This is a genomic window from Glycocaulis alkaliphilus, from assembly GCF_004000605.1.
GTDB classification, from domain to species: Bacteria; Pseudomonadota; Alphaproteobacteria; order Caulobacterales; family Maricaulaceae; genus Glycocaulis; species Glycocaulis alkaliphilus.
Genome location: NZ_CP018911.1, coordinates 381,919 through 394,998, shown reverse-complemented (window position 1 = coordinate 394,998; position 13,080 = coordinate 381,919). Strand labels below are relative to the sequence as shown.

Below are 13,080 nucleotides of genomic sequence, written 5' to 3'. Positions count from 1 at the left end.
TGGTGCATGTAGCAGATGCACGCTGCAGACGGGCGCGTTAGGCTCGCCAGCGCGATGACACCCTTGCCCGTCCACCTTGCCCGCCTCGCCTTGCTGTGGGAGCGCGCCGCGCCGGTACTGGCCTGGCCACTGGCCATGCTGGCTGTCTACGCGACGCTGTCACTGGCGGGGCTGATCGAGCGCATGGGTGATCCCTGGCGCGCTGTTCTCGCCGTTGGATTGCTTGCGCTGGGGGCGGCCTTCGCGACACCGGCGGTACGTGCCTGGCGCTGGCCATCCCGGAACGAGGCCCAGCGGCGCGTAGAGGCCGATAGCGGCCTTAAAGGGCGCCCGTTTGAAGCACTGGAAGACGAGCCTGCCACCGGCGAGAGCGTGCTCTGGCTGGCGCACAGGGGCCGGATGCGCGAGGCCCTGCGTCAGGTGAAAGCGCGCCGCCCGCGCGCTGCCTGGGCTAGCCTCGACACCCATGGCGCGCGGATCAGCGCGGTGATCGTGCTGGCAACGGCCTTTGTCTACGCCGGTGACATGGCCACCGTGCGCCTGTCTGACGCATTTTCGCCGCTGCCGCTGGCTGGCGGGGGTGAGCGAGCCGTGGCCGAGTTCTGGGTTGAGCCGCCAGACTATACCGGCAGGCCGGTCGTGTTTCTGCGCGAACGGCGCGAAGCGCGGGTGCCGCAAGGCTCGGTACTGGCTGCCCGCATTACCGGCCTTGCCCGCCAGCCGCGCGTATCCGGCGGCGAGGCGGTGATCGAGGAGATCGGCGCCGGCGTTCACCAGCTGCGCATGACACTGAATGCAGATAGCGCTGTCATCGTGCGCAGTGGCGCCTTCACCGAACGCCTTGACCTTGAGGTGATAGAGGACACACCACCGCGTCTGGCACTGGTGTCCGAACCGGAAAGCGACGGGCAGGGCCTTCTGATGCTGGAGTTCACAGCGACGGACGATTACGGCGTCGAGCGCTACCGGCTGCAGATTGCGCGTGATCCGGGAGACGGAGCCAATCCGCCTGACGATAGCTGGGACGCCATCGATATTCCGCCAGGTGCGGTCGTGCCAGCACGCGGGGAGAACCGCTATCGCGCGACGGTGGAAACCGCGCGCCATGTCCTTGCCGGTGAACGGGTATTGGTGCGGATGGAAGGCATTGACGGGGCTGGCCAGTCAGGTCTGACCGGGCCGATAGGTTTGCGTCTGCCCCAGCGCCTCTTCCTTGATGCCATGGCCCGCGCAGTGGCCTATGAGCGCCGCCTTTTTCTAGAAGGATCAGGCGAGTACGCGCCCCACCCGGGACCACTGGCACGCCATGTGGAGGACGGGTTCTGGCCGTGGCTGGATGACGAGCCGGAACTGCGTCTGGAACGGGCTCCACACGGCGTACAGCGCCTTGCCCGCGCCCTTGATGCGCTGGGTGATGCGCCCTCGGCCCACTTCCCGGACCGCATCGTTTTTCTGGGCTTGAGAACGGCCATGCATCAGGTGCGCCGGGCCCGCGAGATCGGCGATCTCGACCATATGGAGGAGGATCTCTGGCAGATCGCCCTGCGCGCGGAGCTGGGTACGCTGGCAGACGCCGAAGCGGCTCTCAGAGCCGCTGAACGCGCGCTTTCCGATGCGCTGGCGCGCGGGGCTGACGAGATGGAGCTGGCGGCGCTGTTTGAACAGTTCGAGGAGGCCACACGCAACTATATCGCCGCGCTGATGCGCGAGGCCATGCAGTCAGACCAGCTCGCCAGCGGTGGCGGGCAGGGCATGAATCTGAACGCAGACATGCTGCAGGAATTGCTCGATGCGCTGCGTGAAGCGACCGAGCTGGGCGATACCGAAGGCGCACGCCGGGCGCTGGCACAGCTGACCGAGCTTCTGCGCAACATGCAGATCATGGCGGGCGGCGGCGGTCAGGGCCAGACAGAGAGCGCGCTCGGACGCGCCTTGCGTGAAGCGCTTGAAGAGCTGGGCGAGGTCATTGGCGAGCAGCGCGGCCTGACCGACGAAACCTACGAACAGTCGCGGTCCGGCGACCTTGCGGAAGGGCGCGAGGGCGAGGAGGGGCGCGCACTGGCCGAGCGGCAGGACGGATTGCGGGGCCGGCTCGCCGAGCTGCTGGAGAACATGCCTGACGGGATGAGCGAAGAGGGCGAACGCGCCTTTGATGAAGCAGCACGCCAGATGGACGAGGCCAGCCGCGCCCTGCAGCGCGGTGACGGGCAAGGCGCGCTGGACGCGCAGGACGAAGCCCTAAGCGCCTTGCGCGAAGGCGCTGCCGAAACGGCCGAGAGACTGCAGGCGGAAAACGAAGCCAATGGGCGCGGGCAGGGTGATCGCGATCCGCTGGGCCGCGACACCGATGGCGGCGGCGTTGGCGGGGACACCGAAGTGCCATCCGAGATGGAGCGCCAGCGCGCGCGCGACATACTCGAAGAGCTGCGCCGCCGCGCCGGTGACGGCTCACTCACCCCGGAAGAACGCGCCTATATCGAACGCCTGCTGGACAGGTTCTAGCGTCTGCCCTTCACCCTTCCGGCGCGAAGAGCACTTCAAGTTCCGCAGCGCCCGCTGGCGGATCGCTGAGAACCGACCGGAAGCTCTCTTCGCCGCGGGCCGGCAGGCTCAGCGAATCGAGCATGACAACCCACTCGACCAGAACCGCCCCGTCTTCGCCGGTAATCACGGCGCGCAGCGGCAGCGTCGCACGGTCACGGCCCGTTGTGTTGACGACAACGCCCTCAATGATCAGCGCGCCCTCCTCGTCTTCAGACGGGGTGACGCGAAGATTACGCACTTCAAGACCAAGCGGGTTTACCGGAACGCCTATAGCCGCATAGGCGCTGGCTGTACGCGGGAAGGTGTCGACAATATCGACCCGGAACAGCCAGGCCGCGCCCATCAGGAGAACGCCGCATGCCGCAACAACGGCCCAGCCTGCGCCTTCCACCGTCTGGCGGCTGCGCTGGCGGCGGGTTTCGGCGCGCTTGCGTACTACTTCATGGGGTTTGACCGCTTCCATGCCACCGACGGGCCTCGGCGCGGCATCGGAAGCGACAGCTTCCTTGCGCAGGGTCGGCTTGGCCGGTTCCTCAAGCGTGAGTGCCTCTTCATCCGCCTTCCAGCCATGACCACACGCAGCACAGCGCACACGCCCCTTGCGCAGGGCAATGGCCTCGGGATCAACCCGGTAACGGGTCTCGCAGCTAGGGCAGGTAACGATCATGGACGCCGACCTCTCATCTCCTGCATAGTCAGATTCGCCTGCTTTCCGTATGCAGGCGTAACACCTGTTCGCTTCTGTCTTCCGAACCGCGACCCCCGGGACACGCCTTCCCCATGGATCAGCCGACCAATGCCAGCAGTCTGACAGACGAAAGCGGATCAGCCCCGGCGGTCCGCTTTGACAATGTCGGCATGCGCTACGGGCGCGGACCGGAAGTGTTAAGCGACATTTCCTTTGATTTACCGCGTGGAAGTTTCCAGTTTCTGACCGGACCGTCCGGAGCCGGCAAAACATCGCTTCTACGGCTGATTTATCTCGCTGAGAGACCCTCGCGCGGACTGGTCTCGCTGTTTGGCGAGGATACGACGGCCATGGAGCGGGGCGCCCTGCCCGCCTTCCGGCGGCGTATCGGGGTGGTGTTCCAGGATTTCCGCCTGCTCCAGCATTTGAGTGTTTTCGACAATGTGGCGCTGCCCTTGCGCGTCGCCGGGCAGAATGTGCGCCAATACGGCGAGGACATAGTGGAATTGCTCAACTGGGTAGGGCTCGGCCACAGGGTCGATGCCCTGCCGCCCACCCTGTCAGGCGGTGAACAGCAGCGCGCAGCCATTGCCAGAGCTGTGGTCAGCCGCCCGGAAATCCTCATTGCGGATGAACCCACCGGCAATGTAGACCCGGATATGGCAAGGCGGCTATTGCGCCTGTTTGTCGAGCTGAACCGGCTGGGCACGACGGTACTGATCGCGAGCCACGACATCGCCCTGATCCGCTCGGTCAACGCGCCAGTGCTGGAGCTGGCAGATGGCAAGCTCAACCGGCGGGCGAGAAGCGCATGACAAAACCGCGCCGATCCGCTCCGCTACTGCCCGGTGAGGCCGGGCGTGACCTGCCTCTGCTGGCGGTCTGCGCCATACTGGTGTTCCTCGCCTGCCTGTCGGTCATTGGCGCGGCAGGCGCCTGGCGGGCGGCCAGCGGCTGGTCGGACCAGCTGGCCTCTGAAATGACCTTGCAGGTTCTGCCCGGTGAAGAAGATGACGGCGATGAGGCCGCCCGGCAGGCGGGCGCGCTGGCCTCCGGTCTTCCCGGTGTACTCGGCACTGAAGTGCGTTCGCGCAGCGCGTCCCTGGCGCTCCTGCGGCCTTGGCTGGGTAATACATCCCTGCCCGATGACTTTCCGCTGCCGCGGCTTGTCACACTTCAGATTGATCCGGAAAACAGGCCTGCGCCGGGAGCGGTAGATGCCCTGTTTGCCGATGCGCCTTACCGCGTGATCGTTGATGACAACCGGCTTTGGGCCGGTGCGATTGCAAGGGCATCGGCCACGGTGCGCTATTTTGCCATCGCTCTGGTGGCACTGGTGTGCGGGGCGGCAGCCGCCGTCATCGTGTTTGCGGCGCGCGCCGCCCTCTCCATGCGCCGCGACGTGGCAGAGGCCCTGCATCTGGTCGGCGCGCCGGACGGCTTCATCACCGCCCTTTTCCAGGAGCGTTTCTTCATGCTGGGGCTGAAGGCGGGCGCTGCAGGATCTGTGCTGGCCCTGCTGGCGGCGGGAGCCTTGAACCTTGCCGGTGGCAGCGCGGCCTCCCTGTTCTTCCTGCCCAGCCTTGCGCCGGGCTGGGGTGTTGTCGTCATCGTGCCGGTGGCGGCTCTGGTATCCGGCCTTATATCGGCTCTTGCAGCCCGCCTGACGGTCACAGCGGGACTTAAAGCGCGCTGGCCGTGAACACACACGATTGGCAGGCAGGCCCGCCGGGGCCATAGTCTGTCTGCCCGTCACTGCCCTCCGGGCACCAGTAGGAGAGACGCAGGAGATGAAAGCCGCCTTCTCGTTTATCCGCTTTGCCGCATTCGCGCTTGTCATAACGGCGGTAGCCGGCTTTGCCCTGTTTGTCCGGGCGGGCATTTCCCATGTGCAGGAGGAAGCGGTCAGCGGCGACGCGATTGTCGCGCTTACCGGCGGTGAAGGCCGCGTGGCGACCGGCGTTTCGGTGCTCGCGCAGGGCCATGGCGCACGCCTGCTCATTTCCGGCGGCAATCCCGAAGTGACCATGGATGCCATCCGTGCCGCAGCCGGCGCGCCACCCGAACTGTTCGACTGCTGCGTGGATATCGGGATCGAGGCCGCAAATACGGTGGGTAATGCCGAGGAAACCGCGCGCTGGGCGAGCGCGCACGGCTATCAGCGCCTGGTTATCATCACCTCTGATTTTCACATGCCGCGCGCCCTGCTGGAACTGAAGGCCGCCATGCCCGAGCGCGAGCTGATACCGCATGGCGTTGCGACACCCCCGCCCTGGTCCAGCACGCGTGCCGCGCGCCGCTGGCTGCAGGAATATCTGAAGTTTTCTGCCGTTTATGCACGCGAGACGGTGCGCGCGCCCCTTGGCGGGACGGCATAGCGGCACGTAAAACCCGCCCAGCGGCAAACATTCAGGACAGATCAGCGTGCATATTATCGGTTCAGCATTTTTCGTCGTCTGGATGTACGGCCTGATGGCGGTGATGGGCCTTTTGTGTTCGCCGCTTCTTCTGGGACCGCGCAGCTGGGCTCAGCGGTGTTTTGCCGTCTATCGCTGGCTGGTCTTTGGCGGGTTGCGGGTGCTGTGCGGCATTCGCTTCGAGGTCCGCGGGCACGAGCACATTCCGTTCGGGCCAGCTCTGGTGGCTTCCAAACACCAGTCCATGTTCGAGACGCTGGCCTTCTGGCACATACTGCCCGACCCGGCGATCATCCTGAAGAAGGAGCTCAAATACCTGCCCTTCTTTGGCTGGTATGCGATGAAGCTGAAGAATGTGGCCGTGGACCGCTCCGCCGGCGCCAGCGCGCTGAAAGCCATGCTGCGCGCCGCGCGCGAGCGCGCCCATGAGGGCCGCCAGGTCGTCATTTTTCCCCAAGGCACGCGGGTGAAGCCCGGCGAGGCGGAAAGCTACAAGCCGGGCGTTGCCGGGCTTTATGGCGCGATGGACGTGCCTTGCGTGCCGGTGGCGCTCAATTCCGGGCTTTACTGGCCCCCTTCAGGCTTTGTACGCAGGCCCGGCACCATCATCATCGAGTTTCTGCCGCCCATTCCGGCTGGCTTGCCGCGCGCGAGCTTCATGAGCGAGCTGGAAACGCGAATAGAGACCGCCTCCCAGGCCTTGCTGCCTTCGCCACAAGGAAACGTTTCCCCATGATCCGCGATTTCAGCACACCGGCACCGGCGCGCCGGTCGCGCCTCGGCCTGATATTACCCTTTGCGGCTTTTGGCGTACTTCTGGCCGCCTATGGCGGATACTGGCTGTGGATGTCAGGCGAGATCCGCAAGACCGCTGACAACTGGATTGAGGAGCGCGAAAGCGAAGGCTACGCCATCACCGTGGACCGGCTTTCGGTCAGCGGGTTTCCCTTCCGGTTCACGGTAAGGGTACGCGATCCGGAAATCATCGCACCGCCGGAAGATGGCGGCTGGCGCATGGCGATGCCCGAACTGTCAGCAAGCGCCCTGCCCTATAATCTCTCTCACTGGATTATTGCGTTCGCCAGCCCCGCAGAGCTGGATTTTGAAGGCGATGAGGAAACCAGCGCCCTGCTGGCCACCGCAGCGCGCGCACGCGTCAGCCTGGCCTCAAGCCGTGCCGGCACGGTGCGCGCCGGGGCAGAGCTGGAAGAGTTCCGCCTGATCGAACGCGAAGGCGGGGACGTTCTGATCGAGGCGCTCGATCAGCTGGTTCTGTCCAGCGAGCTGGTCGATGAAGACCGGATGCGGATCCGCGTTGAAATGCGCGGCCTGGAACTGGGTCCCGATCAGCTGGATGAGCGCACGGCCAACGCGTTCGGCCGCCGGATAGAACTGATGCGTACCGATACAACGCTCTCCCACTGGAGTGCGCTGGCTGCCGACGCCAATCTTGCCAGCTGGAGCGAGAGCGGCGGGCGGGCGGAGATCGCCATGGCGGAGCTGCACTGGGGCAATGCCCGTCTGGGCGGCGAAGGCGCCATGGGCGTGGACACCATGCTGCGTCCTGAAGGGCGCCTTTCCGTCATGGTGACAGAACCGGAAAGCCTGGTCGCCGCCCTGGTGGCAGGCGGTGTCGTCAGCTCCAGCGATGGTGAGGCTCTGCGCCTTGCCCTGATGATGGCGCCACGCCGGGATCAGGGCGTGGCGCTGCCATTCCGCTTCCAGCAAGGCGGCATCTTCCTGGGCCCCGTGCGTATCGGCGAGGCCGGCCCCCTGACGGGGCAGCTGCCATCGCCGCCGGAGCTACCTGATGCGGACGATTTGCCGGGGGCTAACCCATAAATTCCGACAGTGCGCCGGCCACGCGGCGGTTATCGTCGTCGAGACCAATGGAAATGCGCAAGGCATCCGGCAAGCCATAGGCTTTCACGTCGCGAACGATCAGGCCCTTCGCCGTCAGGAACCGGTTGGCATCGTCAGCCGTCTTGCCGGACGTTGACGGGAAATGCACCAGCACGAAATTGCAGACAGAAGGCGTGACCTCAAGGCCCACGCCGCGCAGTTGCTGGGTCAGAAAGTCCACCCAGCGGGCATTATGCTGCTTTGAGCGTGTGATGAAGCCGGTGTCGGCAATGGCTTCAATGCCCGCCTCAACGGCTGGCACGCTGACATTGAACGGCCCGCGCACCCGGTTGAGAATGCCGATCACCTCTTCACGCGCATAGGCCCATCCCAGGCGCAGGCCCGCCAGTCCATGTATCTTGGAGAAGGTACGCGTGACGATGATGTTGTCGTACTGGTCCACAAGGCCCATGCCGGACTCAAAGGCCGGATCATCGACAAACTCGCCATAGGCAGCGTCGAGCACCAGAAGGCAGTCATCGGCCAGCCCCTCACGCAGCCGGATGATGTCCTCGCGCGGCACCCAGGTGCCCGTGGGGTTGTTCGGGTTGGCCAGGAACACGATGCGCGGCTTGTGTTCGGCCGCCGCCTCCAGCATGGCATCAATGTCCGTGCGGTGGTCACGCTCCGGCGCGCTGACAATGCTGGCGCCGCTCTGCATGGCCACCAGACGATAGACCAGAAAGCCGTACTGGCTTTGCAGGACCACATCATCGGCGCCGAGCCATGCACGGCCGATCAGCTGCAGGATTTCGTCCGAGCCCGCACCGCAAACGATGCGTGCCGGATCAACGCCTTCGGCCTTGCCGATGGCTTCACGCAGGCTGGATACACTGCCATCAGGATAGACATGCAATTTCGCCGCTGCGTCCTTGAAGGCCCGCGCCGCGTTCTCGCTGCAGCCAAGCGGGTTCTCGTTCGAGGACAGCTTCACCGCCCCGGCGGGCGCCGGCAGGCCGGGCTTGTAGGGGGTGATGTCGAGAATGCCCGGACGGGGATCAGGGATCATTGGCTCTTGTCCTTCGCGGTGAGGGTGCGGCTGGGTTCAGGCGGGGATAGCGCGGCTCCGGGCGCGGTATCAAGGGCCTTGCGCCGCACCGGGACGGCAGCGGCGGTGGGTCTTATCGCGCCGACATGCTTGACCGCTTCAACCAGTATAAGCCCGCCAAATCCGGGCCAGACGCGCTCACCTGCCGATTCAAACAGGCCGGACAGGCGCGGTCCGCAGAACAGGTTCCAGGGGGGCGCATACAGAGCCCGTGCCCAGGCAACCGGCTCAAAAAGCGCGCCCGTCAGCAGCCGGGTGAGCTGGCCACGCGAAAACGGGCGGCCATGACCAAAAGGCGTTGAGTCAACACGTGCCCAGGCCCCTGCCCGATGCGCCGCGACGATGACGAGGCGCCCTTCCGGTGCCAGTACCCGCCAGAGTTCGCGCAGCAGCCGCTGAAGATCATCGGCCTCCTCCAGTGCGTGAACAGCCACGATGCGGTCGAACATGGCTTCGGCAAAAGGCAGGCGCGTTTCCTCGCCCAAGGCTGACGCGCACCGCTCGCCATGCCGGTCTGGCCAGGCGACCGCACCTTGCGTTGAGGGCATGAAAGCCACCGCGCGCCGGGCATGTTCGCGGAACGGCTCCAGATAGGGACCGGCAAAGCCATAGCCGAGCATGTCGAGGCCCTTGACCTGCGGCCATAGCGCCTGCAGGCGCCGGTGGACCATGGTGCGGGCCGCCTCGCCGCGCTGCGAGCGGTAGAATCTGTCGATCTCGATCGCTTCGGTACGCATGGCGCTCCTGGTGCGGTGGCGGGCTCGCCTCTGAAGACGGGGATGATAGGTTGGACAGGGCATTTGTGTAAGCCAGCACACCCGCGCCGCGCAGCAAGGAGGAGCCAGCCCATGCTCGAAATCCGCCAGATCGCCTGTCTGGACGATAATTACGGCTTTCTGATCCGGTGCAGTGAAACCGGGCAGACAGCCAGCATCGACACGCCGGACGGCAAGGCCCTCATCGCGGAGGCCGAGCTGGCCGGCTGGCACATCCACCAGATCTGGAACACCCATCACCATTGGGACCATACCGGCGGCAATGCCGATATTGCACAGCAGTTTGGTGCCCGCATCACCGCTCCGGCTGCAGAAGCGGACAAGATCGGTCATGTGGACACGCGCGTGTCACCCGGTGACCGGATCCGGCTCGGTGCGCTGGAGGCCGAGGTGATCGACACTGGCGGGCATACGCTCGGCCACATCGCCTACTGGTTTGAGAGCGAAAATGTTCTGTTCAGCGGTGATGCGCTGTTCGCGCTGGGCTGCGGACGCCTGTTTGAAGGCACGCCGCAGCAGGCACAGGCAGGCCTTGCCCGGCTACGTGCGCTGCCCGATACGGCTACGGTTTATTGCGCCCATGAATACACGGCTGCCAATGCCCGCTTCGCGCTGAGTATCGACCCGGACAATGCTGCGCTGAAGTCCTACAGCGCCGAGGTGGAAGCGGCGCGAAAAGCCGGTAAGCCCACCGCGCCCTTCCCCCTCGGTCGTGAAAAGCAGACCAATCCCTTCCTGCGCTGGGATGATCCGGGCTTGCGCGGCCGGCTGGGCCTTGAAGCCGCCAGTGATGCCGATGTTTATGCGGCGGTGCGCAGCGCAAAGGACCAGTTCTGATGAAGTCGATCAGTGGCGATCTCGGCGCGAACGAGATCATTCGCATGCTTTCCATGCAGAAGCATCCCGAAGGCGGCTGGTATGCCGAAACTTTCCGGGACAAGGACAGCTCCGGCGGGCGGGCGCATTCCACCGCCATCTATTTCCTGCTGGCCGCCGACGAGGTGTCGGCCTGGCACTGTGTGGACGCCAGCGAGGTCTGGCTCTGGCATGCGGGTGCGCCGCTGGTAATGACCCTGTCGGCCGATGGTGTGGAGGCCCGCAGCCTGCGCCTTGGTGCTGATCTCCGGTCGGGCGAGCGGCCGCAGGCCGTAGTCCCGGCAGGTCATTGGCAGACCGCCGAGAGCCTTGGCGCCTGGACACTTGTCAGCTGCGTGGTGGCGCCGGGCTTTGAATTTTCCGGCTTTGAACTGGCGCCTGCGCACTGGCGGCCCGGACTACACAATGCGCGTTAGTGGCTGCTTGACGCCTAGCGGCGATCAAGCGCGCGCCTGATGAATTCCGAGGAGGGGCGGCCGGCATAGCCCCGCCCCGCCGCAATCGTGATTTCCAGCGTGCCCCCGGAATAGACCGCGCCGGGACGCGATCCGGTCTGCACCCGGACAGACTGCAGGTCCCGCAAGGCCCGGCGATTGGCACGGTCAATGCCCAGCTGGGCCAGACGCAGCGTATCAGCCAGATAGGCGTTGTCGGATGGGCCGAGCGAGGGAACCTCTACCGTGACCTGGTTGCGGTTTATACGCGTCACTGAATCAGCCAGATCGCGCGCGGCCCGCTGTAATTCTGCTGCACTCACGGGCGGTGCCACCAGCGTATGCGCCGGACCGATCAGCTCGACAATGACACCGTCAGGGGCATCGGGCGGGAAAAAGGTCGCGCCGCCCAGATTGGATAGCCGCAAAATCGCACGGTCTGTATCGGTGAGCAGAACCTCGCCTCCGCCGGAAGCCCGGTTGGAGTAGACGGCATGAACTTCCGCCGTGCCTTCCTGCCAGAGCAGGGCAGGCACCGAAGAACGGTCGAGCACCAGCCGTCCACGGCGATCAGCCCGCTCGTACCAGACTGCGGATGCTTCAATCGGCTGTTCCCGGCCCGTCAGGCGCGAGAACGGATTTTGCTGGCCAAGCCCGTCGCTTGCCAAAGCCGCCCAAGCCCCGGCGACAGCAAGCATAAGGGCGATGATTCCCCTGCTCATGGCCGACAATCTCTCTGCAAAAAGGGGCAGTTTCGCGGCGAAACTGCCCCCTTGCCAATTCCTTGACGCGTTTTCTTGCGGTGTCGACTCTTCAGACCAGATACTGGCCGCCATTGGCCGTCAGTGTTGCGCCGGTTATGAAACCGGCTTGATCAGACGCAAGAAAGGCCACGCAGCGCGCTATTTCCTCCGGCTCGCCCAGCCGCCCGACAGGGATGGTCTCGATGATCTGTTCACGCACCTTTTCCGGCACGGCCATGACCATGTCGGTGGCGATATAGCCCGGACATATGGCGTTGACCGTAATCCCCTTGCGGGCGCCTTCCTGGGCCAGAGCCTTGGTAAAACCAATGTCACCGGCCTTGGCAGCAGAATAATTGGCCTGCGCAAACTGGCCTTTCTGTCCATTGATCGAGGAAATGGTGATGATGCGGCCAAAGCCGCGCTCGCGCATCCCGTTCCAGACGGGGTGGGTCATGTTGAAGACCCCGGAGAGATTGGTCTCGATCACATCGCGCCATTGCTGCGGGGTCATCTTGTGAAAGGGCGCATCGCGCGTAATCCCGGCATTGTTGACGAGAATGTCGACCGGACCATGAGCCAGCTCGACCCGGCCAATACCCGCCACGCAAGCCTCATAATCGGCTACCGACCATTTATAGGCGGCAATCCCGGTTTCCTTGCTGAACGCTTCCGCTGCAGTATCATTGCCCGCGTAGTTGGCCGCGACCGTATACCCGGCCTCCTTCAACGCGATGCAGATGGCCTTGCCGATGCCGCGCGTTCCTCCGGTCACCAGAGCGGTGCGTGCCATGAAGTCCCTCCCTATGGCCCTCTTGATCGGAGCCGTCTATTGTGCGCAGCAAAAGCGCAGCATGCTTGCAGCATGACGCATACCGCGCGATGGTCTTTCTTAACGCGAATCCGCTTGTTGTCGAGGGCGTTCGCGTCAGAATCTGACACCGCACGAGAAAACGATGCGGCGCAACAAACCCAGGGGGAGACATAGCGTGAGCGCACATTCCAAGTCCGGCAAGATCACAATCAAGAAATACGCAAACCGCCGCCTCTACGACACGTCCGCCAGCCGGTACGTGACCCTCGACCATTTGCGCGACCTCGTAAAAGAGAATGCGGAGTTTGAGGTCGTCGACGCCAAGACCGGCGAAGACCTGACCCGCGGGGTTCTCGCCCAGATCATTTTCGAGGAAGAGGCCAAGGGCGCCAATCTTCTGCCGGTTGAATTCCTTCGCCAGCTGATCGGGTTTTACGGAGACTCCATGCAGGCTTTTGTCCCCGGCTATCTGAAAATGTCGATGGAAGGGCTGATGCGCCAGCAGGACGAGCTGCGTGAGAAAATGACAGGCGCCATGAGCTCACCGGCAAGCTCGATGGCGCTTCTGGAAGAACAGACGCGGCGCAACATGGCCATGTTCGAGCAGGCCATGAAAGTGTTCAGCCCGTTCAATGCCGCAGGCCAGCAGGATAGCGGCACGCCAGCCCCTGCCGCCAGGGACAAGAGTGATGATGTCAAAGCCCTGCGTGACGAGCTGGAGGCGATGCGCGCCAAGCTGGACAAGCTGGCAGGCGGCTAGCGGCTAGCGGCTATATGTACGGCGGGCAGCACGCGTTGCGGCGTTAGTGTTTCATTAAGGAACACCAACTGACCGGCT

The 13,080-nt window shown here is 64.5% G+C and carries 14 protein-coding genes; 9 read left to right on the top strand and 5 right to left on the bottom strand.

The window, feature by feature from the left end; all coding sequences use genetic code 11:
- The first annotated feature begins 15 nt into the window (after positions 1-15).
- A complete protein-coding gene (locus X907_RS01895) occupies positions 16-2,502 on the top strand; it encodes a DUF4175 domain-containing protein (RefSeq protein ID WP_127565372.1) in 2,487 nt (828 codons plus the stop codon).
- A gap of 10 nt (positions 2,503-2,512) precedes the next feature.
- On the opposite strand, the gene X907_RS01890 is transcribed toward X907_RS01895, so the two are convergent.
- Positions 2,513-3,211 (bottom strand): DUF3426 domain-containing protein, encoded by a 699-nt coding sequence (locus X907_RS01890; protein ID WP_127569242.1) that lies wholly within the window; start codon positions 3,209-3,211, stop codon positions 2,513-2,515.
- A gap of 113 nt (positions 3,212-3,324) precedes the next feature.
- On the opposite strand from X907_RS01890, the gene ftsE reads away from it, so the two are divergent.
- The 5 genes from ftsE (at position 3,325) to X907_RS01865 (ending at position 7,491) form a co-directional block, all read left to right on the top strand.
- Positions 3,325-4,047 (top strand): cell division ATP-binding protein FtsE, encoded by a 723-nt coding sequence (ftsE, locus tag X907_RS01885; RefSeq protein ID WP_127565371.1) that lies wholly within the window; start codon positions 3,325-3,327, stop codon positions 4,045-4,047.
- Complete coding sequence (locus tag X907_RS01880; protein ID WP_127565370.1) at positions 4,044-4,934, top strand: cell division protein FtsX; 891 nt, start codon at positions 4,044-4,046, stop codon at positions 4,932-4,934. Before ftsE ends, X907_RS01880 begins: the two co-directional genes overlap by 4 nt.
- 88 nt (positions 4,935-5,022) lie before the next feature.
- Entirely contained in the window at positions 5,023-5,610 is a 588-nt protein-coding gene (locus tag X907_RS01875) for a YdcF family protein (protein ID WP_127565369.1), read from the top strand.
- Positions 5,611-5,656: 46 nt separating this feature from the next.
- Positions 5,657-6,385, top strand: coding sequence for a lysophospholipid acyltransferase family protein (locus X907_RS01870; protein WP_233352479.1), 729 nt, complete (start codon positions 5,657-5,659; stop codon positions 6,383-6,385).
- Entirely contained in the window at positions 6,382-7,491 is a 1,110-nt protein-coding gene (locus X907_RS01865; protein WP_127565368.1) for a DUF2125 domain-containing protein, read from the top strand. The genes X907_RS01870 and X907_RS01865 overlap by 4 nt, the downstream gene beginning before the upstream one ends.
- On the opposite strand, the gene hisC is transcribed toward X907_RS01865, so the two are convergent.
- The gene (hisC, locus tag X907_RS01860) at positions 7,481-8,560 is read right to left on the bottom strand and encodes a histidinol-phosphate transaminase (RefSeq protein ID WP_127565367.1); all 1,080 of its coding nucleotides are present in this window, start codon (positions 8,558-8,560) and stop codon (positions 7,481-7,483) included. The genes X907_RS01865 and hisC overlap by 11 nt on opposite strands.
- Complete coding sequence (locus X907_RS01855) at positions 8,557-9,336, bottom strand: class I SAM-dependent methyltransferase (RefSeq protein WP_127565366.1); 780 nt, start codon at positions 9,334-9,336, stop codon at positions 8,557-8,559. The genes hisC and X907_RS01855 overlap by 4 nt, the downstream gene beginning before the upstream one ends.
- Positions 9,337-9,447: 111 nt before the next feature.
- Between X907_RS01855 and gloB the strand changes: the two genes are divergently transcribed.
- Together gloB and X907_RS01845 are read left to right on the top strand one after the other, a co-directional pair.
- The gene (gene gloB / locus X907_RS01850; RefSeq protein WP_127565365.1) at positions 9,448-10,212 is read left to right on the top strand and encodes a hydroxyacylglutathione hydrolase; all 765 of its coding nucleotides are present in this window, start codon (positions 9,448-9,450) and stop codon (positions 10,210-10,212) included.
- Positions 10,212-10,667, top strand: coding sequence for a cupin domain-containing protein (locus tag X907_RS01845; protein ID WP_127565364.1), 456 nt, complete (start codon positions 10,212-10,214; stop codon positions 10,665-10,667). Before gloB ends, X907_RS01845 begins: the two co-directional genes overlap by 1 nt.
- Before the next feature lie 14 nt (positions 10,668-10,681).
- On the opposite strand, the gene X907_RS01840 is transcribed toward X907_RS01845, so the two are convergent.
- Both X907_RS01840 and phbB read right to left on the bottom strand, forming a co-directional pair.
- On the bottom strand, positions 10,682-11,407 hold the full coding sequence (locus X907_RS01840; protein WP_170175420.1) for a DUF4908 domain-containing protein: 726 nt from the start codon (positions 11,405-11,407) through the stop codon (positions 10,682-10,684).
- A gap of 91 nt (positions 11,408-11,498) precedes the next feature.
- Positions 11,499-12,221 carry a beta-ketoacyl-ACP reductase gene (gene phbB, locus X907_RS01835; protein WP_127565362.1) on the bottom strand — a complete coding sequence of 241 codons (723 nt, stop codon included), beginning with the start codon at positions 12,219-12,221 and terminating at the stop codon, positions 11,499-11,501.
- A gap of 196 nt (positions 12,222-12,417) precedes the next feature.
- Here phbB and phaR point away from each other — a divergent pair, with 196 nt between their 5' ends.
- On the top strand, positions 12,418-13,002 hold the full coding sequence (gene phaR, locus X907_RS01830; RefSeq protein ID WP_233352478.1) for a polyhydroxyalkanoate synthesis repressor PhaR: 585 nt from the start codon (positions 12,418-12,420) through the stop codon (positions 13,000-13,002).
- The last annotated feature ends 78 nt before the right edge of the window (positions 13,003-13,080 follow it).